The 25,376-nt window shown below is 74.8% G+C and carries 22 protein-coding genes; 5 read left to right on the top strand and 17 right to left on the bottom strand.

Annotation, left to right across the window (positions count from 1 at the left end):
- Positions 1-13 precede the first annotated feature (13 nt).
- Positions 14-793, top strand: a complete 780-nt coding sequence (locus IEX99_RS05210) for a TerC family protein (RefSeq protein WP_188898925.1) — start codon at positions 14-16, stop codon at positions 791-793.
- Here the strand turns inward: IEX99_RS05210 and IEX99_RS05205 are convergent, their stop codons facing one another.
- Positions 794-1,615, bottom strand: coding sequence for an SDR family NAD(P)-dependent oxidoreductase (locus IEX99_RS05205; RefSeq protein ID WP_188898924.1), 822 nt, complete (start codon positions 1,613-1,615; stop codon positions 794-796).
- Positions 1,616-1,654: 39 nt separating this feature from the next.
- Here IEX99_RS05205 and IEX99_RS05200 point away from each other — a divergent pair, with 39 nt between their 5' ends.
- Together IEX99_RS05200 and gmk are read left to right on the top strand one after the other, a co-directional pair.
- The gene (locus IEX99_RS05200) at positions 1,655-2,584 is read left to right on the top strand and encodes a YicC/YloC family endoribonuclease (protein WP_229677817.1); all 930 of its coding nucleotides are present in this window, start codon (positions 1,655-1,657) and stop codon (positions 2,582-2,584) included.
- Complete coding sequence (gmk, locus tag IEX99_RS05195) at positions 2,581-3,240, top strand: guanylate kinase (protein ID WP_188898923.1); 660 nt, start codon at positions 2,581-2,583, stop codon at positions 3,238-3,240. Before IEX99_RS05200 ends, gmk begins: the two co-directional genes overlap by 4 nt.
- Positions 3,241-3,274: 34 nt before the next feature.
- On the opposite strand, the gene IEX99_RS05190 is transcribed toward gmk, so the two are convergent.
- Positions 3,275-4,405 carry an acyl-CoA dehydrogenase family protein gene (locus IEX99_RS05190; protein WP_188898922.1) on the bottom strand — a complete coding sequence of 377 codons (1,131 nt, stop codon included), beginning with the start codon at positions 4,403-4,405 and terminating at the stop codon, positions 3,275-3,277.
- 111 nt (positions 4,406-4,516) lie between these two features.
- Between IEX99_RS05190 and IEX99_RS05185 the strand changes: the two genes are divergently transcribed.
- Together IEX99_RS05185 and IEX99_RS05180 are read left to right on the top strand one after the other, a co-directional pair.
- Complete coding sequence (locus tag IEX99_RS05185; protein WP_188898921.1) at positions 4,517-5,239, top strand: winged helix-turn-helix transcriptional regulator; 723 nt, start codon at positions 4,517-4,519, stop codon at positions 5,237-5,239.
- A gap of 304 nt (positions 5,240-5,543) precedes the next feature.
- Positions 5,544-5,885 (top strand): hypothetical protein, encoded by a 342-nt coding sequence (locus tag IEX99_RS05180; RefSeq protein WP_188898920.1) that lies wholly within the window; start codon positions 5,544-5,546, stop codon positions 5,883-5,885.
- On the opposite strand, the gene rsmA is transcribed toward IEX99_RS05180, so the two are convergent.
- The 15 genes from rsmA to IEX99_RS05105 all read right to left on the bottom strand — a co-directional run bounded on the left by rsmA (position 5,854) and on the right by IEX99_RS05105 (position 25,357).
- Entirely contained in the window at positions 5,854-6,759 is a 906-nt protein-coding gene (gene rsmA, locus IEX99_RS05175; protein ID WP_188898985.1) for a 16S rRNA (adenine(1518)-N(6)/adenine(1519)-N(6))-dimethyltransferase RsmA, read from the bottom strand. The two genes, IEX99_RS05180 and rsmA, sit on opposite strands and share 32 nt — an antisense overlap.
- 58 nt (positions 6,760-6,817) lie before the next feature.
- Entirely contained in the window at positions 6,818-8,218 is a 1,401-nt protein-coding gene (locus tag IEX99_RS05170; protein ID WP_229677816.1) for a peptidylprolyl isomerase, read from the bottom strand.
- A 72-nt stretch (positions 8,219-8,290) separates the two neighbouring features.
- Complete coding sequence (locus IEX99_RS05165) at positions 8,291-10,327, bottom strand: acetyl-CoA carboxylase biotin carboxylase subunit (RefSeq protein ID WP_188898919.1); 2,037 nt, start codon at positions 10,325-10,327, stop codon at positions 8,291-8,293.
- An 8-nt stretch (positions 10,328-10,335) separates the two neighbouring features.
- Positions 10,336-11,880 carry a carboxyl transferase domain-containing protein gene (locus IEX99_RS05160; RefSeq protein ID WP_456304520.1) on the bottom strand — a complete coding sequence of 515 codons (1,545 nt, stop codon included), beginning with the start codon at positions 11,878-11,880 and terminating at the stop codon, positions 10,336-10,338.
- An 80-nt stretch (positions 11,881-11,960) separates the two neighbouring features.
- Positions 11,961-12,542: a biotin transporter BioY gene (locus IEX99_RS05155; protein ID WP_188898917.1), complete on the bottom strand. Its 582-nt coding sequence runs from the start codon at positions 12,540-12,542 to the stop codon at positions 11,961-11,963.
- Between the two features lie 13 nt (positions 12,543-12,555).
- Positions 12,556-13,725 carry an isovaleryl-CoA dehydrogenase gene (locus IEX99_RS05150; RefSeq protein ID WP_188898916.1) on the bottom strand — a complete coding sequence of 390 codons (1,170 nt, stop codon included), beginning with the start codon at positions 13,723-13,725 and terminating at the stop codon, positions 12,556-12,558.
- Positions 13,726-13,776: 51 nt separating this feature from the next.
- Entirely contained in the window at positions 13,777-14,796 is a 1,020-nt protein-coding gene (mltG, locus tag IEX99_RS05145) for an endolytic transglycosylase MltG (protein WP_188898915.1), read from the bottom strand.
- 137 nt (positions 14,797-14,933) lie between these two features.
- Complete coding sequence (fabF, locus tag IEX99_RS05140; RefSeq protein WP_268237462.1) at positions 14,934-16,217, bottom strand: beta-ketoacyl-ACP synthase II; 1,284 nt, start codon at positions 16,215-16,217, stop codon at positions 14,934-14,936.
- An 80-nt stretch (positions 16,218-16,297) separates the two neighbouring features.
- Positions 16,298-16,537 (bottom strand): acyl carrier protein, encoded by a 240-nt coding sequence (locus IEX99_RS05135; RefSeq protein WP_188898914.1) that lies wholly within the window; start codon positions 16,535-16,537, stop codon positions 16,298-16,300.
- 1,565 nt (positions 16,538-18,102) lie between these two features.
- Entirely contained in the window at positions 18,103-18,840 is a 738-nt protein-coding gene (gene fabG, locus IEX99_RS05130) for a 3-oxoacyl-[acyl-carrier-protein] reductase (RefSeq protein WP_188898913.1), read from the bottom strand.
- A gap of 54 nt (positions 18,841-18,894) precedes the next feature.
- Positions 18,895-19,854: an ACP S-malonyltransferase gene (gene fabD, locus IEX99_RS05125; protein ID WP_188898912.1), complete on the bottom strand. Its 960-nt coding sequence runs from the start codon at positions 19,852-19,854 to the stop codon at positions 18,895-18,897.
- A 777-nt stretch (positions 19,855-20,631) separates the two neighbouring features.
- Positions 20,632-21,342, bottom strand: coding sequence for an ABC transporter ATP-binding protein (locus IEX99_RS05120; RefSeq protein ID WP_188898911.1), 711 nt, complete (start codon positions 21,340-21,342; stop codon positions 20,632-20,634).
- A complete protein-coding gene (locus IEX99_RS05115; protein WP_188898910.1) occupies positions 21,335-23,152 on the bottom strand; it encodes a branched-chain amino acid ABC transporter ATP-binding protein/permease in 1,818 nt (605 codons plus the stop codon). The genes IEX99_RS05120 and IEX99_RS05115 overlap by 8 nt, the downstream gene beginning before the upstream one ends.
- Positions 23,149-24,039 carry a branched-chain amino acid ABC transporter permease gene (locus tag IEX99_RS05110; RefSeq protein ID WP_188898909.1) on the bottom strand — a complete coding sequence of 297 codons (891 nt, stop codon included), beginning with the start codon at positions 24,037-24,039 and terminating at the stop codon, positions 23,149-23,151. The genes IEX99_RS05115 and IEX99_RS05110 overlap by 4 nt, the downstream gene beginning before the upstream one ends.
- Positions 24,040-24,136: 97 nt before the next feature.
- Positions 24,137-25,357, bottom strand: a complete 1,221-nt coding sequence (locus IEX99_RS05105; RefSeq protein WP_188898908.1) for an ABC transporter substrate-binding protein — start codon at positions 25,355-25,357, stop codon at positions 24,137-24,139.
- Positions 25,358-25,376 lie beyond the last annotated feature (19 nt).

Here is a 25,376-nt window from a genome sequence, read left to right as displayed (position 1 = left end):
AGAGCCCCCGCAGATGGAAGCCGAGACAATCGTCGCCCTCCTCACCCTGATCGGCCTGGAGGTGGTGCTCGGCATCGACAACCTCGTCTTCATCGCGATCCTCACCAACCGCCTGCCGGAGCGCCGGCGCTTCTCGGCGCGGCGGATCGGCCTCGGGCTCGCGATCCTGCTGCGCTTCGCGATGCTCGCCGGGGCCTCCTGGCTGCTGTCGCTGGAATGGACCGTGTTCCGGCTCGGGCCGTGGGACGCCTCGGGCAAGGACCTGATCCTGCTCGCCGGCGGGCTGTTCCTGATCGGCAAGGCGACGATCGAGATCCACCACCGGGTGGACCCCTTCGCGCGGCAGGCGGCGCACGCGCTCGACGCCCGCCTCGCGCGCTACTGGCCGACGGTGCTCCAGATCCTGCTGCTCGACATGGTGTTCTCGGTCGATTCGATCCTCGCCGCGGTGGCGCTGACGCGGGAGATCTGGATCATCGCCACGGCGATCGCGGTGGCGGTGCTGGTGATGCTGATGTCCATGGACCGGCTCGCCGACTTCCTCGAGCGCAACCCGACCGTGGTGATGCTCGCCCTCGCCTTCCTCGTGATGATCGGCATGGTCCTCGTCGCCGAGGCCTTCGAGGTGCACGTCCCGAAGGGCTTCGTCTACACCGCCATGGCCTTCGCCGCCGGCGTGGAGGCGCTGAACCTGCTCGCCCGCCGCGCGGCGCAGCGGCGCCAGGCGATCGCCGCCGGCCAGGAGGCGCCCGCCAGCCCCGCCCCGCGGGGCGGTGCCACGGCGCCGGACTGATCACCCCCGCGCCGGGCTCGCCGCCTTGGCCGGCAGCCGGCGGAACACCGCATCCCGCAGCCGCGGCGGCAGCGCCCCGACCAGCCGCGCCCCGAGATAGGTCGGCAACGGATAGGCGATGCGGGTGCGCCCCCGCGCGATGCCGCGGAGCGTCCGCCGCGCCGCCTCCTCGGCGTCCATGAGGAAGGGCATCGGGAAGGGGTTGTGCGCCGTCATCGGGGTCCGGACATAGCCCGGGCAGACGGCGTGGAAGCGGACGCCGCGGCGCGCCCGCTCCACCCCGTCCATCGCCTCCGCCCAGGCCTGCACCGCCGCCTTGGAGGCGCAGTAGGCCGGCGCGCTGGCCGAGGCGACGAAGGCGGCGAGCGAGGCCACCACCGCGATCCGCCCCCTCACCCCGTCCGGCCCCGGGGGCTGCGCCGCCATCGCCTCCAGCGCCGGCAGCGCCGTGTTGAGCACGCCGGTCACGTTGGTCTCGAAGATCGCGCGGGCCTGCGCCGCCGGCTCGGTGACGCCGCCGGTCCCGCCGGAGATCCCGGCGTTGGCGAACAGCAGGTCGATCCGCCCCGCCGCGGCGACCCAGCGCGCGCAGGCCGCGGCGTCGCGCACGTCGAGCGGCGCCGTCTCCGCCACCTCCGCCCCGCGCGCCCGGCAGGCGGCCGCGGTCGCGGCGAGCCGCGCGGCGTCGCGCCCGGCCAGGTGCAGCACCACCCCCGGCGCCGCGCACGCCTCCGCCAGCGCCCGCCCGATCCCCGAGGATGCCCCGGTGATCGCGACGCGCCGCCACGGCCACGCCTCGCCCTTCCCGCCACGGCCCGCCATCGCTTGCATCCCCCGCCTCGCCGCGGGAGAAGGCGCGCCATGTCCGCAGCCCTCCCCCTCGCCTCGATGACCGGCTTCGCGCGCGCCGAAGGCACGCTGCCGGACGGCACCTCCTTCCTGTGGGAGGCGCGCAGCGTCAACGGGCGGGGGCTCGACCTCCGCCTCCGCCTGCCGAACGGCCTCGACCCGCTGGAGCCCGCCCTGCGCGAGCTGGCCGCCGGCCGCCTCCGCCGCGGCAATGTCTCGGCCACCCTGACGCTGCGGCGGGAGGAGCGCGCCGCTGCCCGCCTCCTCCCCGACCCCGCGGCGCTGGAGCAGGCCCTCGCCCTCGCCCTCGACCTCGCCCGGCGCATCCCGGGCGCGCCGCCGCCGCGCGCCGAGTCGCTCCTCGCCCTGCCCGGCGTGCTGCGCGCCGAGACCGCGGCCGAGGAGGACGAGGCGGCACGGGAGGCGAGGCACGCCGCCCTGCTCGACGGCTTCGCCCGTACCCTCGACGGCCTGGTCGCCTCGCGCCGGACGGAGGGCGCGAAGCTCGCCACGATCCTCGGCGCCCTGCTCGACGAGATCGCGGCGCTGCGCGAGGCCGCCGCCGCCATCGCCGCGAGCCAACCCGAGGCGCAGCAGGCGCGGCTGCGCGCCCAGCTCGCCGCCCTGCTCGAGGGGGCCGACGGCGCCGCCCTCGCCCGCCGCGTGCCGGAGGACCGCCTCGCCGCCGAGGTCGCCCTGCTCGCCACCCGCTCCGACGTGCGCGAGGAGCTGGACCGGCTGGGCGCGCACATCGACCAGGCGCGCGCGCTGCTCCGCGCCGGCGAGGCGGTGGGGCGGAAGCTCGACTTCCTGGTCCAGGAGTTCGCGCGTGAGGCCAACACGCTCTGCGCCAAGTCGGCGACCACGGCGCTGACCCGCACGGGCCTCGACCTCAAGGCGGCGATCGAGCGGCTGCGCGAGCAGGTGGCGAACGTCGAATGAACGCCGCCGGCGCCACCCCCCCGCCGCCGATGCGCCGCCGCGGCCTCTGCCTCGTCCTCGCCGCCCCCTCCGGCGGGGGCAAGTCCTCGATCGCCCGCGCGCTGCTGGAGGCCGAGGCGCCCGCGCTCTCGCTCTCGATCAGCGCCACCACGCGCCCGGCGCGGCCCGGCGAGGAGGAGGGCGTGCACTACTTCTTCCGCACGCCCGGACAGTTCGAGGCGATGGCCCGGGCCGGCGAACTGCTGGAGCACGCCACCGTGCACGGCCGCCGCTACGGCACCCCCCGTGCGCCGGTCGAGGCCGCCCTCGCCGAGGGGCGCGACATGCTGTTCGACATCGACTGGCAGGGGCACCTGCAGCTCCGCGAGCGGCTGCCCGGCGACGTCGTCGGCGTGTTCCTGCTGCCGCCGAGCCTCGCCGAGCTCGAGCGCCGCCTGCGCAGCCGCGGCACCGACGGCGAGGCGGAGATCGCGCGCCGCATGCGGGCGGCGCGTGAGGAGCTCACCCACTGGTCGGACTTCGACCACGTGCTGGTGAACACCGACTTCGACCGCACCGTCGCCGAGGTGCGCGCCATCCTGCACGCGGCGCGCAGCGCGCGCGTGCGCCAGCCGGGCCTCGCGGAGTTCGTCGCGGCGCTGCTCGCCCAGGGCTGAGAGCGGCGCCGCCGCGCCCCGCCACCGCCCAGCGTCAGGCGGTGTCCGCGATCGGATCGAGCCCGAGCGCGACGCGACCGGTGAAGCGGTGCTGGTGCTTGGCCGACAGCGGATGGAACCGCGCGCCCTGCGCGTCCCGCAGCAGCCGCTCGAGGCCGATCCCGCGGTAGAAGCCGGCGCCGCCGGCCACCTCCAGCGCCTTCTCGGCGGTCGCCAGGATGTGCTCCGCGGCGATCGTCTTGCGCGTCAGGATCGCGCTGGTCAGATCCAGGCTCATCGCGAAGTCGAGGTCGCGCGCCAGGCGGACCATGTCGTCCCAGGCGAGCTGCGCCATCGTGAGGTGGTTGCCGAGTTCGCCCAGCAGGTAGGGCACGGTCGGATCGCCCTGTCGCCGCTTCGCCTGTTCCCCGGCGATCCTCGCCGCGGCCTCGGCGACGCCGACGTAGACCGACATGATCAGCGGCATCGCCACCGTCAGGATCACGTTCCAGGCGGGGTGGAACCGGCCGCGCGGCCGCCGCAGGACGATGGCCGCATCCGGCACGAAGACCCCGTCGAGGATGACGGTCTGCGAGCCGGTCGCGCGCATGCCGAGGGTGTGCCAGTCGTCGGCGAGCGAGATTCCCGGCGCGGAGAAGGGCACCGGGAAGTGCAGGACCTGCCAGCCCTCCGCCGGGTCCTCGAACGGCGCGGAGGTGACCAGGATGCCGCCCGCGGGCGCGCCGCTGCAGAACGGCTTCCTGGCGCTGACCCGGAAGCCGCCCTCGGCGCGCTCCACCGTGCCGTTCGACTCCATCCAGTCGTTGGCGCCGGTCGAGACCAGCACGACCTCGTCCGCGACGACCCGCCCGAGCAGCGCCCGGCCGGGCCGGTCGTTGCGATCGTTGTACACCGCCGCGGCAACGAGGTGCTGGTGCATCGACAGCGCCAGGGCCGTCGAAGGGCAGAAATGCGCTAGCCGGCGGAGGAAGGCGCACATGTCGCCGTGGCGTGCGCCCCCGCCGCCGAGCTCCGTGGGCACCAGCGCGGAGAACACCTTGTGCTGTTTCAGGACGTCGTAGTGCCCGGCGACGAAGACGTCGCCGGCGTCGCGCTCGGCCGCACCCTCGGCGAAGCGCGGCCCGAGGACGTCCACGAGCGCCTGCAGATCGAGACTGCTGGTCATGGCTGTAGCTCCCGGTTCGAGCCCTCGCGGGAGGGTCGCTCCGGCGCGGCGGGGCGACAACTTCAACATGTGAAGTTGCCCCGCCCCCCGCCGCTGGTAGCGTCGCGTCCCATGACCGGGACGCGAGGATACGGCCAGTTCTGCCCCGTTGCCGTCGCCGCCGAGGTGCTGGCGGAACGGTGGACGCCGCTGGTGATCCGCGAGCTGCTGCTCGGCAGCGTCCGCTTCAACGACTTGCAGCGCGGCGTGCCGCGCATGTCCTCCGCGCTCCTGGCGCGCCGTCTGAAGGAGCTGGAATGCGCCGGCATCGTGGAGCGCCGGCCGGGCGCCAGGGGCGGATCGGAGTACCACCTGACGCCGGCCGGGCGGGACCTGTCCCCGGTCGTCGAAGGGATGGGCCTCTGGGCGCAGCGCTGGATGCGCCACGATCTGGCCGCGGTCGGGAATCTCGATCCCGACCTATTGATGTGGGACATCCGCCGCACCGTGATCAACGGGATCCGGCCCGGCGGCAGGCGGTTCGTGGCGGAGTTCCGCCTTGCCGGCGCGCCGCCCCGGCGGCAGCGCTGGTGGCTGGTCTTCGAGCCCGAGGCCGTGGATCTCTGCTACCGGGATCCGGGCTTCGAGGTCGATCTCCTCGTCGAGACCAGCCTGCGCGTGCTGACGCAGATCTGGCTCGGCCATGTCAGCATCGAACAGGCGCTGAGAGAGGATCGGCTGCGCCTCGTCGGATCGCGCGCGCAGGTGGCCGCGTTCCGCTCCTGGTTCGTGCTCAGCCGCCTCGCGCTGGCCGATGCCGCGGCGCCGGCGGCATCCTCCGCGAACCCGCCGTGACCACTCTCCGCGCCGCGTCGCCCGCGACGAGAGCGGCGGCGCGGCCCGAGAACGGTACCGCGGTGGTGCCCTGGCCCCGCCCGGTTCACCTCCGCGTGAGCTCGGGCAGGCGCTGCGCCCGCTGGCCAAGGCGCGGCGCGGCCGAGCCGGCAGCCCTGATCGTGCCGCTCACGAAATCTTGCCGGCGCCCTTGCTTGCCCGGGGGGCCATTGCGCGGTGTGATTCTCGTGCTGCCTCGGGTGGCGGGGCCGGTGCCGCCTCCCTGGTGCTGTCCCCTCGCCTCCGGCGACGACCGGGAGGAGCGATGCCCACCTACCTGCTCGTTCCGCGCGCGGACGCCCTCGACGACCCCGACTGGGAAGTCAGCCTGCATGCCGGCCCCTGCACCGTCGTCGCGGCCGACGAGCGCACCGCCCGGCGCTACGCCGACGGCGCCTTCTGCCGCGCGGTGATCGAGAGCCGGCCCGACCGCCCGCGCCGCCCCGCCTCGCCCTGGTCGCAGCCGCGCCTGGTGCGCGCGGAGGCGCTGGCGGGACGACCGCCGCTCCCGCCCGGCCTCGCGCTGCCGGAGGGGGCGGTGCGCGCCCATGCCGGATCCTGCCCGATGGCCGGCATCACCACGGACGGCGCGGCGGTCCCGGCCTGACCTCCCCGCCGGCGGCGCGCACCGCGCCCTCCCGCGCCAGCAGCGCCCGCGCCAGACGGTCGAACTCGGCCACGCTCAGCGTCTCCGCCCGGCGGTCCCCGGCGATCCCCGCCTCCCCGAGCAGCGCCTCCGCCCCGCCGAGCGGGCGCAGCGCGCCGCGCAGCATCTTGCGCCGCTGGCCGAAGGCCGCCGCCGTCACCCGCTCCATCGCCGCGAACAGTGCCGGGCCAGGGTCCTCGGCCCGCGGTACCAGCCCGACCACCGCCGACCACACCTTGGGTGGCGGGGTGAAGGCGCCGGGCGGCAGGCGCAGCAGCAGCCGCACCTCGGCGCAGCGCCACTGCGCCAGCACGCCGAGCCGGCCATAGGCGGGCGTGCCCGGCGCGGCCACGATGCGCTCCGCCACCTCCTGCTGGAACATCAGCGTCATGCCCTCGAGCGCCGCGGCGCCGCGCAGCCAGCGCAGCAATAGCGGGGTCGCGACGTTGTAGGGCAGGTTGGCGACGATGCGCCGCGGCTCCGGCCCCGGCAGCAGCGCCGCCGGGTCCATCTCCAGCGCGTCCCCCTCGACCACCTGAAGCCGCCCCGGATGCGCCGCCGCCAGCTCCGCCAGCGCGGCCACCGCGCGCCGGTCCAGTTCCACCGCCACCACCCGCGCCGCCGGAGTGGCGAGCAGCGCCCGCGTCAGCCCGCCCGGCCCCGGTCCGACCTCCAGCACCTGCCGCCCCGCCAGGTCCCCGGCCAGCGCCGCGATCCGCGCGCACAGCGCGGGATCGAGCAGGAAGTGCTGGCCGAGCGACTTGCGCGGCTCCAGCCCGTATCGCGCCACGGTCTCGCGCAGGCCCGGCGCGGGCGGCGCGGCGCCGCCGTTCAGCCCCCCTCCCGCCCCGGGGCGCCGCCGCGCCACGGCGTGCCGCCCCGCGGCGCCGCGCTCATCCGGCCCGCGGCGACGGCGATGCGGCGGGGGTGGCCGCCGGCCGCTCCGCCGGCGCGCGGATGTCGATCTGCGCCCGCCGCCGCAGGTCGCGCTGCAGCTGCCGCGACAGCAGCTCCACCCGGTCGCGCACGATCTGCGCCCGCGCCTGCTCCGCCGTCAGCTCCGCGAGATTGCGCGTCTCGCGCGCGCACACCACCAGCACCATCACGCCGTCCGGCGCGACGATCGGCTGCGAGGCGCGTCCGATCGGCATGCTGGCGAGCAACTGCCGCAGCGGCGGCGGCTGCACCGTCTCCAGCCGGATGGGTCCCGGATCGGCAGGCTGCGGGCTGCCACGCGCCGCCGCCTCGACCGCCGCGCAGCCGCTGCCCTCCAGCCGCCGCGCCCGCTCCACCGCCTCGCGCTGCTGCGCCGTCGGATATTCCGGGTCGAGCCGCGAGGAGAACGGGAACATCGCCTGGCGGACGGAGAGGATGGTAGCGTTCTCCCGCCCGCTCTCGCGCTTCTGCCGCAGCGCGACGATCTGCCAGCCGCCGGCGACGCGGACCGGGTTGGTGATCGCGCCCACCGGCATCTGCGTCACGATCCGCCCAATCTCCGGGTCGAGCTGCTCCGGACGCACCCAGCCGAGGTCGCCGCCCTGGAGCGCGCTCTGCGCCTGACTGAACTGCGTCGCGGCGACGGGGAAGGGCGTGCCGCGGCGAAGCTGCGCCACCACCTCCTCGACGAAGCGGCGCGTGTCCTCCTCGCGTCTCGGGTCCTCGATCGGGATGAAGATCTCGGAGACGAGGTACTCGGGCTCTCCCTCGCGCGCCTTCGCGGCCTCCATGAACTCGCGGACCTCGCTCTCGGTCGGCTCGGCCTGGGCGCCGAGGAGCTGGCGCAGCAGCCGCGCCCAGCCGATCTGCACGCGGATCTGGTCGTAGAGCACGCGCGGCTCGACGCCGGCGCGGCGGAGCTGGGCGAGCAGCCCCCCCGGCGGCAGGCCGTTGCGCTGCTCGATCTCGCGGATCGTCTCGGCGATCTCGTTGTCCATCACCGGGATGCGGCGGCGCTGCACCTCCTGCATCCGCAGCCGCTCGTCGATCAGCAGGCGCAGCACCTGGTCGTTCAGCCGGTCGAGCGCCTGGGCGCCCGAGGGCAGGCCGGCGCTGATCGCGAACAGCCGCCGGCGGCCCTCGACGTCGTTGCGGCTGACCACGTCGCCGTTGACCACCGCGACGATGCGGTTGGCCTGCGCCTGGGCGCGCGCCGGCACGGGCTGCAGCACCCCCGCCGCCAGCAGGGCGGCCGGGGCCAGGACGGCCGGAACGGCGCCGGCGAGCACCAGGGCGAGCAGGGCCCGCGCCCCGGTCGGGCGGGGGCCGGCGGGGGGCGGCGGCGGCGGGCGCATCATGGCATCCCTCTTGGCGCGGGCGGCGCGGCCAGGCAAGGCCGAATGGCCGGGGGCCGGCCGGCACGGACCGCATCAGCCCGCGGCGGAGGAAGACGGGCCGGCGAAGGTGACCAGCTCCGTGCCCTCCTCCACCATGTCGTCCACCCGGTGCGAAACCGTCGCGATGACGCCCGCCACCGGCGCGCGGAGCGTCAGCTCCATCTTCATCGCCTCGATCACCACCAGCGGCGCGTTCTTCTCCACCGCCTCGCCCGGCCGGACCAGCACGCGCGTCACGCGGCCGGGGATCGGCGCCGTGACGCGCTCGCTGCCGGCGGTCTCGCTGCGCGGCGGGGCGAGCGGGTCCTCGAGCACCACCGTGCACGGCCGATGCCCGGCCAGGAACACGGCGATCGCCGCGCCGCGCCGCGCCGCGCTGAGGCGCCGTGCCACGCCGTCCAGGACGAGGCGCAACCCGCCCTCCGCGTCCTCCTCCAGCGCCGCCCGCACCGGCCCGCCCGGCAGGTCGAGCCGGACGCCGCCCTCCGGCAGCGGGTGGCTGCGCAGGGTCAGCGCCGTGGCGGCGCCCTCCGGCCGCAGGTGCAGGTCCTGGTAGCCGTCGCCGTTCAGGCGCCAGGCGTCGGTCTCCGCCCAGGGCGAGTGCGGATCGCCGCTGGCGCGCGCCGCCGCCCGGATCGCCTCGCGCTGGTCGCGCAGCGCGGCGAGGGCGGCCGCGGCCAGCACCGCCGGCTCCGCCGCCGCGGGCTGCTCCGCCGGCGGCAGCAGCGCCGCGGCGTGGCGCGCGATGAAGCCGGTGTCCAGCTCGCCCGCCGCGAACGCCGGATGGTCGGCGATGGCACGCAGCAGGCCGAGGTTCGTCCGCACGCCCACCACCTCGTACTCGCCGAGCGCGGCGACGAGGCGGCGCAGCGCCGCGGGCCGGTCCTCCCCCCAGACGATCAGCTTGGCGATCATCGGGTCGTAGTGCGGCGTGATCGCATCGCCCGCGCGCACCCCGGTGTCCACGCGCACCCGGCCCGGCACCTCGCGCGGCTGGCGCAGATGCGCGAGCCGGCCCGTCGAGGGCAGGAAGTCCCGCGCCGGGTCCTCCGCATAGACCCGCGCCTCGATGGCGTGCCCGCGGATCGCGAGCCGCTCGGCGGGCAGCGGCAGGGGTTCCCCGGCGGCGACGCGGATCTGCCACTCCACGAGGTCGAGGCCGGTGACCATCTCCGTCACCGGATGCTCGACCTGCAGGCGGGTGTTCATCTCCATGAAGAAGAAGGCGTCGCCCTCGGCGATGAACTCCACCGTCCCGGCGCCGACATAGCCGACGGCGCGCGCCGCGGCGACCGCGGCCTCGCCCATCGCCTGGCGCCGCGCCGGGTCCATGCCCGGGGCCGGCGCCTCCTCGATGATCTTCTGGTGCCGCCGCTGGATCGAGCAGTCGCGCTCGAACAGCGAGACGGTGTTGCCGTGGGTGTCGGCGAAGACCTGGATCTCGATGTGGCGCGGGCGGGTGAGGTACTTCTCGACCAGCACGCGGTCGTCGCCGAAGGAGGAGGCCGCCTCGCGCCGCGCCCCCTCCAGCGCCTCGGCGAACTCCGCCGCGTGCCCGACCACGCGCATGCCCTTGCCGCCGCCGCCCGCGCTCGCCTTGATCAGCACCGGGTAGCCGATGCGCGCCGCGGCCTCGGCCAGCGTCGCGAGGTCCTGCGCCTCGCCGTGGTAGCCCGGCACCAGCGGCACGCCGGCGCGCTCCATCAGCGCCTTGGCCGCAGCCTTCGAGCCCATGGCGCGGATCGCCGCGGCGGGCGGCCCGATGAAGGCGATCCCGGCCTCGGCGCAGGCCTCGGCGAACTCGGCGTTCTCGGAGAGGAACCCGTAGCCCGGATGGATCGCCTGCGCGCCCGCGCGCCGCGCCACGTCGAGGATGGTCGCGATCGAGAGATAGCTCTGCCGCGCCGGCGCCGGTCCGATCGGCCAGGCCTCGTCGGCGAGCCGGGTGTGCCGGGCGCCGGCGTCCGCCTCGGAATAGACCGCGACGGTGGCGATGCCGAGCCGCCGGGCGGTGGCGATCACCCGGCAGGCGATCTCGCCGCGGTTGGCGATGAGGATCTTGCCGAACACGCCGCGCCTCACATCCGGAACAGGCCGAAGCGCGTCTCGGGGATCGGCGCGTTGAGCGCCGCCGAGAGGCACAGCGCGAGCACGCGGCGCGTGTCCGCAGGGTCGATCACCCCGTCGTCCCAGAGCCGCGCGGTGGAGTAGTAGGGGTGGCCCTGGGTCTCGTACTGCGCGCGGATCGGCGCCTTGAAGGCCTCCTCCTGCTCGGCCGGCCAGGCGCCGCCGCGCGCCTCGATGGCGTCGCGCCGGATGGTGGCGAGGACGCTCGCCGCCTGCTCGCCGCCCATCACGCTGATCCGCGCGTTGGGCCACATCCAGAGGAAGCGCGGCGAATAGGCGCGGCCGCACATGCCGTAGTTGCCGGCGCCGAAGCTGCCGCCGATGATCACCGTGAACTTCGGTACCGCCGCCGTCGCCACCGCCGTCACCAGCTTCGCCCCGTCCTTGGCGATGCCGCCCGCCTCGTACCTCCGCCCGACCATGAAGCCGGTGATGTTCTGCAGGAACACGAGCGGGATGCCGCGCTGGGCGCAGAGCTCGATGAAGTGCGCGCCCTTCTGCGCGCTCTCCGAGAACAGGATGCCGTTGTTGGCCAGGATGCCGACCGGATAGCCCCAGATGTGCGCGAAGCCCGTCACCAGCGTCGGGCCGTAGAGCCGCTTGAACTCGTCGAACTCGCTGTCGTCCACGATGCGCGCGATCACCTCCCGCGCGTCGTAGGGCACGCGGAGGTCCGCCGGCACCGCGGCGTAGAGCTCCTCCGCCGGATAGCGCGGCGGCCGCGGCTCGCGCAGCGCCACCGGCGGGCGCTTCACCATGTTCAGCGACGCCACGATCCGCCGCGCGATGCCGAGCGCGTGGGCGTCGTTCTCCGCGTAGTGGTCCGTCACGCCGGAGACGCGGCTGTGCAGGTCGGCGCCGCCCAGCTCCTCGGCGGTGACGACCTCGCCGGTCGCGGCCTTCACCAGCGGCGGGCCGCCGAGGAAGATCGTGCCCTGGTTGCGCACGATCACCGTCTCGTCCGACATCGCCGGCACGTAGGCCCCGCCCGCGGTGCAGGAGCCCATCACCACCGCGATCTGCGGGATCCCCTGCGCCGACATGGTGGCCTGGTTGTAGAAGATCCGCCCGAAGTGGTCGCGGTCGGGGAAGACCTCGTCCTGGCTCGGCAGGTGCGCCCCGCCCGAGTCCACCAGGTAGATGCAGGGCAGGCGGTTCTGCAGCGCGATCTCCTGCGCGCGCAGGTGCTTCTTGACCGTGATCGGGTAGTAGGTGCCGCCCTTCACCGTCGCGTCGTTGGCGACGATCACGCATTCGCGCCCGGCGACGCGGCCGATCCCGGTGATGATCCCGGCCGAGGGCACCTCGCCGCCGTACAGGCCGTGCGCGGCGAGCTGGCCGATCTCGAGGAAGGGCGAGACGGGGTCGATCAGCGCCCGGATGCGGTCGCGCGGCAGCAGCTTGCCGCGCGCGAGGTGGCGGCGGCGCGCCTCCTCGCCGCCGCCGAGCCGCACGCGGTCGGCGAGCGCGCGCAGCTCGGCCACCAGCGCGCGCATCGCCTCCGCGTTCGCGCGGGCCTCCGGCGCGCGCGGGTCGAGGGCGGATTCGAGCGCCGGCACGGCGGGCGGCCCCGGCCTCAGCCCCGGGAGCCGGCGGCAGCGCGCTGCAGCAGCCGGAGCGACGCCGCCGCGAGCAGCAGCTTGAGGGCGTCGCCGAGCAGGAAGGGCAGCAGCCCCGCCGCGAGCGTCGCCCGCAGGTCGTGCAGCCAGGCGGCGTACAGCCAGGCGAGGCCGGGCAGGAAGATCAGCGCCTCGCCGACCAGCAGCGCGCCGATCAGCCCCGGCCAGCGCCGCGTCCAGCCCCGCTGCGCCGCCCAGCCGACCGCGACGGCGGCAAGGACGAAGCCGACCAGGTAGCCGAAGGTCGGCCCGCCGAACACCAGCGCCGTCCCGCCGGCGAGCACCGGCAGGCCGAGCGCCGCCCCGCCGAGATAGGCCGCCACCGCCGCCGCGCCGAGGCGCGGCCCCATGCTCGCGCCGATCAGCAGCACCGCGAAGGTCTGCATCGTCATCGGCACCGGCCACATCGGCACCCGGATCCAGGCCGAGGCCGCGAGCAGGGCGGCGCCGGCCAGCGCCAGCAGCGCGGCGCGCAGCACCCCACCCCCGGGCCAGACGGCGGAGACGGGAAGCGTCGGGAGTTCGGGTCGTGCCTGCATCGGGTCCCTCTCTTCAGGCGGTCTCGTGGAACAGTTCGCGTCCGATCAGCATGCGGCGGATCTCGCTCGTCCCGGCGCCGATCTCGTAGAGCTTGGCGTCGCGCAGCAGCCGCCCGGTCGGGTAGTCGTTGATGTAGCCGTTGCCGCCCAGCGCCTGGATCGCCTCCAGCGCCATCCAGGTCGCCTTCTCGGCGGCGTAGAGGATCGCCCCGGCGGCGTCCTTGCGCGTCGTCCGCCCGCGGTCGCACGCCCTCGCCACCGCGTACACGTAGGCGCGGCAGGCGCTCATCGTCGTGTACATGTCGGCGAGCTTGCCCTGCATGAGCTGGAACTCGCCGATCGGCTGGCCGAACTGCCGGCGCTGGTGCACGTAGGGCAGCACCACGTCCAGGCAGGCCCGCATGATGCCGAGCGGCCCGCCGGCGAGCACCGCGCGCTCGTAGTCGAGGCCGCTCATCAGCACGTTCACGCCGCGGCCGACCTCGCCGAGCACGTTCTCCTCCGGCACCTCGCAGTCCTCGAAGACCAGCTCGCAGGTGTTGGAGCCGCGCATGCCGAGCTTGTCGAGCTTCGGCCCGGTGGAGAAGCCCTTGAATCCCTTCTCGACCAGGAAGGCGGTGATGCCGCGCGGCCCCGCCGCCGGGTCGGTCTTGGCATAGACCACCAGCACGTCGGCGTCCGGCCCGTTGGTGATCCACATCTTGCCGCCGTTGAGCAGGTAGCGGCCGCCGCGCTTCTCCGCGCGCGTGCGCATGCCCACCACGTCCGAGCCCGCCTCCGGCTCGCTCATCGCCAGCGCGCCGACGTGCTCGCCGGAGATCAGCCGCGGCAGGTAGCGGCGCTTCTGCGCCTCGGTCCCGTTGCGGCGGATCTGGTTGACGCAGAGGTTGGAGTGCGCGCCGTAGGAGAGGCCGACCGAGGCCGAGGCGCGGCTGATCTCCTCCATCGCCACCACGTGCTCGAGGTAGCCCATCCCGGCGCCGCCGTACTCCTCCTCGACGGTGATGCCGAGCAGGCCGAGATCGCCGAGCTTGCGCCAGAGGTCGGCCGGGAATTCGTTGCGCCGGTCTATCTCCGCCGCGCGCGGCGCGATCTCGTCGGCGGCGAAGGCGACGACCTGCGCGCGCAGCGCCTCGACGGTCTCGCCGAGGTCGAAATCGAGGCCCTGGAAGCTGTCGGACATGGCGGCGTGCCCCTTCCCTGGCACCGGATTACCGCGCCCGGCCCCGCCTCGTCACCTGGGGACGGCCGGGGCCGGCGGCGACGCCTCGCTGCCCTCCCCCCCGGCCCGGCGGCGCCGTTCGATCGCGCGCCAGCGCGCCACGTTGCGGTTGTGCTCCTCGAGCGTCCGGGCGAAGGCGTGGCCCCCGCTGCCGTCGGCGACGAAGTAGAGATCGTCGGTCTCCGCCGGCCGCGTCGCCGCGCGCAGGGAATCGCGGCCCGGCGCGGCGATCGGCCCCGGCGGCAGGCCGCGCACGCGGTAGGTGTTGAAGGGGTGCTCGCGCTCGAGGTCGGCGCGCATCAGCGGCCGGTCGAGCGCCGCCCCCTCGGTGGCCGCGTAGGCCACGGTGGGATCGGACTGCAGCGGCATCCCCCGCCGCAGCCGGTTCACGAACACGGCGGCGACGCGCGCCCGCTCCTCGGGCTTCGCCGTCTCGCGCTCGACGATCGAGGCGAGGATCAGCGCCTCGCGCGGGCTGGCGAGCGGCAGGTCCGGGTCGCGCCCCGCCCAGGCCGCGGCCAGCGCCTCGGCCATCGCCCGCTCGGCGCGCCGGACCACGGAGGCGCGCGTGTCGCCCCACTGGTAGGCGTAGGTCTCGGGCAGCAGCGCGCCCTCGGTGAGCGGCGGCACCTCGCCGGTCAGCCCCTCGGCGCGGTCGAGGAGCTCGGCGATCTGGACCGTGGTGAGCCCCTCCGGGATGGTCAGCCGGCGCTGCACCGGCCGCGCGTGGCGCAGGATCTCCAGCACCTCGCGCAGCGAGGCGCCGGCCGGGAAGGCGAACTCCGCGGCGCGGAGCGGCCCCTCGCCGCGGGTCAGCCAGGCGGCGAGCAGGAAGGCGCGGGCATCGCGGATCACGCCGCGCTCGGCGAGGGTGGCGGCGATGCGCTCGGTTCCGCCGCGCGGGACGACGACCTGCGCCGGCTCGGCCAGCGGCCCGGGCGCCAGCCAGAGGCTCCGCGCATACCAGGCCGCGCCCGCACCGAGCCCGGCCAGCACCGGCAGGAGGATCAGGAATCGGCGAACGGATCGCATCACGGCGCCACTACGCGGCGCGGGGGCCGCGGGTTCGGCGCCGGACGCGGCGGCGGCCCGCAGCGGGTCTCACGCCCCCTCCCCCGGCGCGGCTTCGCGCCGGCGCCGGGGGGCACCGGGCAACCCCGGTCGGCACCTCAGGGCGCGGCGCGGAAGACGATGCTCGCGTTGGTGCCGCCGAAGCCGAAGCTGTTCGAGAGCGCGACCCGGATCGGCCGCTCCTGCGGCTGCAGCGCCACCCGGTCCACCGGGCTCTCCCGGCTCGGCTTCTCCAGGTTGAGCGTCGGCGGCGCCACCCGGTCGCGGATGGCGAGGATGGAGAAGATCCCCTCCACCGCCCCGGCCGCCCCGAGCAGATGCCCGATCGCCGACTTGGTCGAGGACATCGCGAGCCCCTTCGCGTCGTCGCCCCAGAGCCGCTCCACCGCCCCGAGCTCCAGGTCGTCGCCGAGCGGCGTCGAGGTGCCGTGCGCGTTCACGTACTGCACCTCGCCCGGCGCGATGCGGGCGCTCCTGAGCGCGTTGCGCATCGCCCGGTAGGCGCCGTCGCCGTCCTCGGAGGGCGCGGTGATGTGGTAGGCGTCGCCGGACATGCCGTAGCCGATCACCTCGGCGTAGATCTTGGCGCCGCGCCTCTTCGCGTGCTCCAGCTCCTCGAGCACGAGCACGCCCGCGCCCTCGCCCATGACGAAGCCGTCGCGATCGGCGTCCCAGGGGCGCGAGGCCCTGGTCGGCGTGTCGTTGAAGCCGGTGGAGAGGGCGCGGGAGGCGCAGAAGCCCGCCATCCCGATCTCGCACACCGCCGCCTCCGCGCCGCCCGCGACCATCACGTCGGCATCGCCGAGCGCGATCAGCCGCGCCGCGTCGCCGAGCGCGTGCACCCCCGTGGCGCAGGCCGTCACCACCGAGTGGTTCGGCCCCTTCAGCCCGTAGCGGATGGAGACGTGGCCCGAGGCCAGGTTGATCAGCGCCGAGGGAATGAAGAAGGGCGAGATCCGCTTCGCCTTGCCCGCCCCCACCTGCAGCGCCGCGTCGTAGATGGTCGGCAGCCCGCCGATGCCGGAGCCGATCAGCACGCCGGCGGCGCACCTCTCCTCCTCGGTCTCCGGTCGCCAGCCCGAATCCTCCACCGCCTCCTCGGCGGCGACGAGGGCGAGCTGGATGAACCGGTCCATCTTCTTCTGGTCCTTGACCGGGATCCACTCGTTGATGTCGAGCTTGCCCTCGGCCCGCGACCCCGCCGGCACCTGCCCGGCGATCTTCGCCGGCAGCGCGCTGACGTCGAAGGACTGGATGGCGGAGATGCCGCTCTCGCCCGCCAGCAGGCGGCGCCAGACGTGCTCGACGCCGACCCCGAGCGGGCAGACGATCCCCATGCCGGTGACGACCACGCGCCGCGGCGATGCGCCGTACTGGAACACTCTCGGAGACCCCCTCGGCTCTGCTTCTGACTGGCTGGTCCGTCCGCCGCGGCGAAGGCCGGTCCGGGCCCGGCGCCGCGTCAGGCGGCCTTCTGCTTCTCGATGTACTCGATCGCGTCCTTGACGGTCGTGATCTTCTCGGCCGCGTCGTCCGGAATCTCGATGCCGAACTGCTCCTCGAACGCCATCACCAGCTCGACCGTGTCCAGACTGTCGGCGCCGAGGTCGTCGATGAAGGACGCCTCGGGGGTCACCTTCGCTTCCTCAACGCCGAGGTGCTCGACAACGATCTTCTTCACCTTCTCGGCGGTGTCGCTCATCGGATTCGATCTCTCCTGCTGCCGGTCCCGGTCCGCCCGGAATCGCCTCCTCGGGGGTCCCCGCGGCGGCCGGGCCTTAGCATGGAAGCCCGCCGGGGCCTAGGCGCTGTTTGGCGTCCTGAAGCGCCGCCGGCAAGGCGTTGGGGCGGCGGCGCGAGGGCCTGTGCGCGGCGCGTGGCAGACGGGACACGGTCCGGGGCGGGAACGACGTCCGGGGGCGCCCGGTGCCGCCCCGGCCGGCGTCCCGACCCGGGCGACGGCGCCCCTCGGGCGAGGACCGTCCCGGCTGCCCCGGGGTCCGGGGACCGTTCGGGAATGGCCCGTGGCGGCTCGGCCAAGGGCGGCTTGAACTCAAGGCCGGGGCCGGGGAAGCCCCTGGCCGCATGGGCTGAGCTTGCCCCGAACGCGTAACCGCTCTCCGCCGGCCCGACGGACGAGCATCTGGCGCCGCCTGCGGCGCCGAGGCGCCCCATCCTGGGGGCGCGGACGCGATCTCCCCTGGATCCCGGAGCCATGATCCTCCTTGCCGTCGACTCTCCCCTGCCCGCCACTGAAACATCCCCGGCTCTCGATCGGATGCGATATCGTTCCGACCCTCGGGTCGCCCCCACCCGCGCGCGGCGAGGCGGGCATGACCGAAGACGCCTCCGCCGCGCCGATGCGACGCCACAGCCGGACAGGTGGAGGCCCGCCCGGGGATCCCGCCCCGGCGCAGGGACCCGATCCCGACCTCCGCCGGGACCTCGCCGAAGTCGGCGGCGCTTCCTCGGCCGGTGCCTCAGTCCGCTGGTTGGCCCGGCCCGGGCGCGGCGCCGCCTCCCGCAGCCGTCGCGATCCCGGTCGAGGCCGGGCGCGGGAATCGCCGACCATCCGCGGCACATCCATTCGGCCGGAGGTCTTACGCCATCGGCGCCGCGCGCATCATCCTCCCGGATCCTTCCCGCGTCCCGGTGTTCCCCGCCTATGGTGGCGGCCCCGATCGGGTCATCCCCGCGCCCGTTCCGCGCGCGGCGCCGAGGGGGCGGAGCGGAAGGAAGGGGTGCGGGCGCCACGGCAGCACGCGCTGAGTTCGAGGCTGAGGCGCTGGCCCCCGGCGATGCCAGCCTCGCCACCTTGGCGATCGAGGCCACGGCGACGGACGGCGACGGCGCCGACACTGCCAGGATCGGCGCCACCGCGACGGCAGGCGGCGATTCCCTCGCCCTGACGGGCATCACCAGCCTCTGCCGCGCGTCGGACGGGGACGGCTCGGGCGCGGGCGTGGCGACGACCGCCTCGGGCGTCGCGACGGGCGACGGCGCCGAGGCGACCAGCACCACCATGGCTCCGCGATCGCCACCGCGGGCGCCGACGTCGCCTTCGGCCTCTGCGGGTCCTTCGCGTCGGGCGACACCCACGACGCCGACGCGGCAGCCGAGCCCGACGGCGACGTCACCGCGGTCGCCGGCGTGGACGCGGGCACCGCCACCTTTGCCTTCGCCCTCAGCGTCGGCGTGGGGTGGACCTCGTCCGACGGGGGGCGGCGGCACCGATCGCCCGGCGCGGCCGCATCGGGCGCCGGCGATTCAGACCATCGCCATCCCGCCGTTCACGTGCAGCGTCTGGCCGGTCACCCAGGCCGCCTCCTCGCTGGCGAGGTAGACCACCGCCGCCGCCACGTCCTCCGGCGCGCCCATCCGCCCCGTCGGGATGCGCGCGAGCAGCGCCGCCCGCTGCGCCTCGCCCAGCGCGTCCGTCATCGCGGTCTTGACGAAGCCGGGGGCGACCACGTTGACCGTGATGTTGCGGCTCGCCACCTCCTGCGCCAGCGACTTGCTCATGCCGATCAGCCCGGCCTTGGCCGCGGCGTAGTTCGCCTGGCCCGCATTGCCGGTGACGCCGACGATCGAGGCGATCGAGACCACCCGCCCCCAGCGCTTCTTCATCATCCCGCGCAGCGCCGCGCGCGCGAGGCGGAAGGGCGCGTTGAGGTCCACCTCCAGCACCGCCTGCCAGTCGGCGTCGCCCATGCGCAGCGCCAGCATGTCGCGCGTCAGCCCGGCGTTGTTGACCAGGATGTCGAGCGCGCCGAGCGACTTCTCCACCTGCTCGACCAGCGCCGCCGGCGCCGCCGGGTCGGAAAGGTCGGCCGGCGCGATCAGCGCCCCCTCGCCCAGTTCCTCGGCCAGCGCCTCCAGCGCGGCGCGGCGGGTGCCGGAGAGCGCGACCGCCGCGCCCTGGCGGTGCAGCGCGCGCGCGATCGCCGCGCCGATGCCCCCCGAGGCGCCGGTGACCAGCGCGACCTTGCCCTCAAGACGGAACATGCTCGGTCCTCCTCGGTCGGTGCGCCGCCGGGCCCGGCGGCGGCGGCGCAGGGATCAGAGCGACTTCAGGAAGGCCTCGACCTCGGCCGGCGAGCCGACCGCGGAGGCCGCCGCCTCCGGCGCGAGGCGCTTCATCAGGCCGGTGAGCACCTTGCCGGCGCCGAGCTCGACGAAGCGGTCGCAGCCCATCGCCGCCATCGCCTGGACGCATTCGCGCCAGCGCACCGTGCCGGTGACCTGGCGGACCAGCAGGTCCTTGATCTCCGCCGGGTCGGTCGCCTTGGCCGCGGTGACGTTGGCGACCACGGGAACCGCCGGCGCACGGATCGCGACCCGCTCCAGCGCCTCGGCCATCGCCTCCGCCGCCGGGGCCATCAGCGCGCAATGGAAGGGCGCGGAGACCGGCAGCAGCATGGCGCGGCGGATGCCCTCCGCCCTGGCGATCTCGACCGCGCGCTCGACCGCGGCCTTGTGGCCGGAGACCACGACCTGGCCGCCGCCGTTGTCGTTGGCGACCTCGACGACCTCGCGCTCGCCCGTCTCCGGGTCCGCCGCCGCCCGCTCGCAGACGGCGCGCGCCTGGTCGAGCTCCGCGCCGAGCAGCGCCGCCATGGCGCCGGTGCCGGGCGGCGTCGCCTTCTGCATCGCCTCGCCGCGCAGCCGCAGCAGCCGCGCCGCGTCGGCCAGCGCGAAGGCGCGCGCCGCGGTCAGGGCGCTGTACTCGCCGAGCGAGTGGCCCGCGACCAGCGCGACGCGGGCGCCGAGGTCGAGGCCGCCCTCGCGCTCGAGCACGCGCAGGACCGCGACGGAGACGGCCATCAGCGCCGGCTGGGCGTTGGCGGTGAGGGTCAGCTCCTCGGCCGGCCCCTCGAACATCAGGCGGGTCAGGCGCTGCTTCAGCGCCTCGTCCACCTCCTCGAACACCTCGCGCGCGGCGGGGAAGGCGGCGGCGAGGTCCCGGCCCATGCCGGGGGCCTGGCTGCCCTGGCCGGGAAAGAGGAAGGCGAGCGCCATGCGCGGGCGGGTCCTGCGGGCTGGAGGTTGCGGAGGGAAAGGCGCGGCCGTTTGCCGCCCCGGCCGCGGCCTTGTCAACCGGTCGTGAGGTCGCGGCCCCGGCCGCGGAGGGTAGGACGGGGCCGCCGGAGCCCGTGCCCGCGCCGGCCGCTGCTGGGGGGACCGCGACGGCTCGGCGTCGCGCACCGCGGCACCGCTCGCCCGGCCCCGGTGGACGGGGCCGGCAGTGCCGCGGGACGGGGGCGATGCGGCCGGGGCCATGGCCCGCCACGACGGCGGGCCGACGCGATGGCGGAACGATCCCCCGCTCCGGCGGAGAGGCGAGCAGGGGGCTGATCGGCGCCCTCCGCTGTGCCGGCGACCGCTCGCGCGAGGCGCCGCCCGCAGATCCCGCTGCGCCTCGGCCTTCGGAGGCACGGAGCGCATCCGCGGGCGGCCGGGACAGTTTCCGCGCGGCTGCGCGCGCGACGGGCCTCGCCCGGCGTTCGCGAAGAAGTCACGCGCGGCTTTTCCAGCCGCCCGCGATCCGGTCCGATGACCCGTGCGAATGCGCCGGAGGCCGTGCGCTCCGGCGATGCGAGGTTCGCCGCGGCCGTGACGGCAGCGAGGGCACGGCCAGTCTCGACCCGGCCGCGCGGCGCGGCGAATTCCGCCAGCGGCGAGCCGGCGACGAGGCCGCCCTCGGCTCCGGCCGCGCGACGAGGTCCTCCCGCCCGATCCGCCGCAACAGCGCGCGCCCAACGCACCCGCGCACGGGTCCCATCAGATCCCATCAGATCAGAGATAGTTGGCCACGAGCGTGCCCTCGGGACCGCCCGCGAGCAGGTCCGCGCTGCTGCCCTCCAGCACCAGGCGTCCGCGCCGGAGCACGTAGGCCCGATCCGAGACCTTGAGCGCGAGCGTCGCCATCTGCTCGGCGATCACCACGGTCGTCCGCGAGTGGCGGGTGTAGTCCGTTATGAACGCGTAGATCTGCCGCACGATGATCGGCGCCAGGCCGAGCGACGGCTCGTCGAGGAGGAGGTAGCGCGGGCCGCGGATCGTCGCGCAGGACAGGATCAGCATCTGCTGCTGGCCGCCGCTCAGCAGCCCCGCCGGCGTGCGCGCCCTCTCGCCGAGGATCGGGAAACGCTGCTGGACCTCGGCCATGGCCTGGTCGAGCGGAACGTTGCGGGACCCGAAATTCCAGGCGAGCCTCAGGTTCTCCTCGACGCTGAGCTGCCGGAACAGCCGGCGCCCCTCCATCGCGTGCGCCAGGCCGAGCCGCGCCCGCGCCGGGGCCGGCAGCGCGGTGATGTCCCTGCCGTCGAGCAGGATCCGTCCCCCGGCCACGGGAGCGATCCCGGAGATCGCGCGCAGCAGCGAGGACTTTCCCGCGCCGTTCGCGCCGAGCACGGCGGTGATGCGGCCCGCCGTCGCGCCGAGCGTGACGCCCTGCAGCGCCTGCACGGCGCCGTAGGCGACGCGGAGGTCCTGCACCTCAAGCATGGGCGTGCACCGCCTCGTCGCCGAGGTAGGCCGCGATGACCCCGGGGTCGCGTCGCATGCCCGAGATGTCGCCGCGGTAGATCACCCGCCCGCTGTCGAGCACCACGACGTCGTCCACGAGCTCGGCGAGGAAGTCCATGTGATGGTCGATCAGCAGGATCGCGAGCCCCATCGCCTTCATGTCGCGGATCACCTGCGCGAGGCGTTCCATCTCCGCCTCCGACAAGCCGGCCGCCGGCTCGTCGAGCAGGATCGCGCGCGGCTGGGCGAGCAGCGCGCGCCCGACCTCCGCCATGCGGCGGGTGCCGTAGGGCAGGGTGCTGACGGTCCGGTCGGCGACCGCGGTCAGGTCGGTCAGTGCGAGCACCGCCTCGACGGCGGCGAGCTGGCGCGCCTCCTCCTCCAGCGCGGAGGGCAGCGCGAGGGCAGCGGCGACGCCGGAGTGGCGGAGCAGCCGGTGCGCTCCGAGCAGGAGGTTCTCCCGCACCGTGAAGTGCGGCACCAGCCGCGGGTCCTGGAAGGTGCGCACGATCCGCGCGAGGGCGATCCGGTGGTCGGACAGGCCCGTGACGTCCCGCCCCTCGAAGGCGATGCGCCCCGCGCTCGGCCGGTAGAGGCCGCAGACCACGTTGACCAGCGTGCTCTTGCCGGAGCCGTTGGGCCCGACCAGCGCCGTGATCCGACCTGGCTCGACCCGCAGCGAGACCTCGTCCAGCGCGACGAGGCCGCCGAAGCGCATGGTCACGGCCTCGACCTCCAGGCTGCCGCCGCCGGCCTCGCGCTGCAGGACCGAGGGGTCGGGTCCGAACACCGCGGTCCGCTTCAGCGCGCGCGGCTTGATGAAGCGCGGCGGCTCGAGCAGCAGGCCCGCGATGCCCTTCGGCAGCACGACCAGCGAGAAGGTGAGGATGATGCCGTAGGCGATGAACTGGTACTCGGCGAAGACCTGCAACCGCTCGGGCAGGAATGTGAACAGCGTGGCGCTGAGCACCTGGCCGGCGATGGAGCCGAGGCCGCCGACGATCGAGATCACCAGCACCTCGATGGAGCGCGGGAGGGCGAAGCTCTCCGGCCCGAGATAGCCGACGAGATGGGCGTAGAGCGCCCCGGCGAGGCCCGCGAGCGCGCCGCTCAGCGTGTAGGCGAGCTGCTTCGTGGCGCCGGCCGGGATGCCGATGCTGCCGGCCGCGACCTCGCTGACGTGGATGGCGAAGAGGGCCCGGCCGATCCGGCTCTGCGTCAGGTTGCGCATCAGCACCAGCACGAGCGCCGTGACCAGCAGGACGATCTGGAAGTAGGTGACGCCGTCGACCGGCAGGCCGAGGATGGAGAGGGTGCGCAGCGCGGCGGAGGGGACGCCCGGGAAGCCCATGGTGCCGCCGGTGACGTCGTTCCACTCGCGCACGATCTCGTAGAAGATCATCCCGAAGCCGAGCGTCATCATCGCGAGGTAGACGTCGCGCACCCGGCCCGCCGGGAAGGAGAGCAGCCAGCCCGCGACGGCCGCGAGCAGCGCAGCGGCGGGAACGGAGAGGGCGACGTCCACGCCGTGCGCCTTGGCCAGGATGCCGGAGCAGTACGCGCCGATGCCGAAGAAGCCGGCATGGCCGAGCGAGATCTGCCCCGCCAGCCCGGTCAGCAGATTGATGCTCTGGGCGAAGATGACGGCGATCAGCACGAAGGTCAGGATCTGCACCGTGCCGCCGCTCAACCAGCGGCAGCCCACCAGGAGCGTGGCCACCAGGGCCAGGAAGAAGGCGGGATGCGCGACCAGCCGGCTGAGCGCGCCGCGCAGGCGGCGGCCGCTCATGCCTTGCTGACCTCCGGCCGGCCGAGCAGGCCCTGCGGCCTGAGCGCGAGCATGGCCATGAGGAGGGCGAAGGCGATGGCGTGCTCCGCCGCGGTGGAGATGTAGCCGCCGACCAGCTTGCTGATCAGGCCGACCGCGAGGCCGCCCGCGAGCGCGCCGAGCGAGGTGCCCATGCCGCCCAGCACGCCGGCGACGAAGCCGAGCAGCACCAGGTCGAACCCGAAGGCCGGGTCGACGGTGCCGCCGATCTGCGCGCTCAGGATGCCCGCCACCCCCGCCAGCAGGCTGGAGGCGATGAAGGAGCCGAGCACGATCAGCCGCACCGGTATGCCCTGCACCAGCGCGAGCTCGGGGTCGTGCGACACGGCGTGGACCGCCTGCCCCCACACCGTCTTCCGCACGAACAGCTCGAGCAGCAGGATCAACGAAACCGACAGGGCCAGCACGACGAGGTACTGCAGCGAGACGTGCTGGCCGAAGACGGTGACGTAGTCCTGCGCGGTGAACAGCACCTCCGGGAAGGCCATGGCCTGGGAGCCGAAATACTTCGCCGCCACCCCCTGCAGCACGATGCCGAACCCGAGGGTGGAGACGACCCAGCCCATGCTGCCCCCCCCCGCCGCGAGGGCCGGCCGGATCGCGAACCGCTCGACGAACATGCCGAGCGCCGCGACGACGAGCAGCGAGCCGATGACGGCCAGCATCATCGCCAGCCCCTGGCTCGACAGGAACACCGTCAGGACGGCGCAGAGCATCATCAGCGAGCCCTGGCCGAAGTTCAGCGTGCGCGTCGTCCAGAAGGTCAGGTTCAGCCCGAGCGCGATCAGCGCGTAGACGGAACCGACGCTGATTCCGGCGAGCACGAGGGAGAAGAAGAAGTCGTCCATCGAGGAGGATCGGTCGCGGGCTCTCGGCGAAGGAGGCGGCGGAAGCGGGGCCGCCGCCGGCCGCTGCGCGGGGCCGGCGGCACCCGGGGCGGGGGCGCTAGTCGCGCAGCTCGAGCACCACGCGGCCGTCGCGCTTGACCATCTCGTACATGCCGAGGTCGCCGACCTTGAGCGACGTGTGCTCCTGCGGGGTGAAGGAGATCGCGGCGGAGGTGACCCCGGGGAAGTCGCGGGTCGCCTCGAGCGCGCCGATGATCGCGGCGGGCTCCGTCGAGCCGGCGCGCCGGATCGCGTCGATCAGCAGGTTGATGCAGTCGTAGCCCGAGCCGACGGTCGCGGCGAGCGAGATCAGCGGGTTCGCCGGGTCCGGCCCGTACCACCGATCGGTGCCGTACTTGGCGCGGTAGAGATCCACGAAGCGCTGCGCGGAGGCCGCCATCGGCCGCCGCCCCAGCGAGGCGTGGCTCGCCGCGCGCGTCCCGACGACGAGGTCTCCGGCGCCCTCGATGTAGGGCACCGTGACCGCGCCGGCGGTGCCGAACAGCGCCGGGTTCATGTTCAGCCGGCTCATCGTCCGCCGGATCACCGCGAAGTCGGCGCCGAGGCCGATGACCAGCAGCGCCTCCGCCCCCGCGCGCTGCACGCGCACGAGCTGCGCGGTCATGTCCTGGGCGCGCTGGTTGTAGGACTCCACGGTGATCCGCGCATCCCGGCGCTTCGCCTGGATCTCGGCGCGGACGAGCTGGGCGCCGGTGACGCCGTAGCCGGTGCTCTCGTGCAGGATGCCGATGTTGCGGAAGCCGGCGAGGGCGGCCGCGAGCTTCTCCGATTCCACCGTGTTGCTGATGGCGACCGAGAAGACGTTGGGCCGCGGCGGCCTGTCGGGGCCGTTCGGATACACGATCGTCGGCGTCTGCGCCTGCGGGTTGATGATCGGCCTCCCGTCGGCCTGGACCATGTCCACGATCGCGAGCGTCGGGCCGCTGCCGGAGGGCGCCATGAGGCCGACGATCTCGCGGTTGTCCAGGATGCGGCGCATGTTCTGCACGGCGCGGTCCGGCACCAGCTGGTCGTCGAGCACCTCGGCCAGCTCGACGCGGCGGCCGTTGACCCCGCCGGCCTTGTTGGCCTCCTCCACCGCGATCTCGGCGCCGCGGCGGATGCCTTCGCCGAACTCGTTGAACGGGCCGGTCAGGGCCGCGGTGAAGCCGAACTTGATGGTCGTGGCCTGCCCTCGCGCGACGCGCGGCGCCGCGAGGCCGGAGGCCGCGCCCGCCAGGGCGAGCGCGCCGAATCCCCTGCGTCCGATCCTTGCCATGATGGTTCCCTCTCCTCCC

This window comes from Caldovatus sediminis, assembly GCF_014644455.1.
In the GTDB taxonomy this organism is placed as follows: Bacteria; Pseudomonadota; Alphaproteobacteria; order Acetobacterales; family Acetobacteraceae; genus Caldovatus; species Caldovatus sediminis.
The sequence above is the reverse complement of the archived record's forward strand: the minus strand, read 5'-3'. Positions and strand labels throughout refer to the sequence as shown.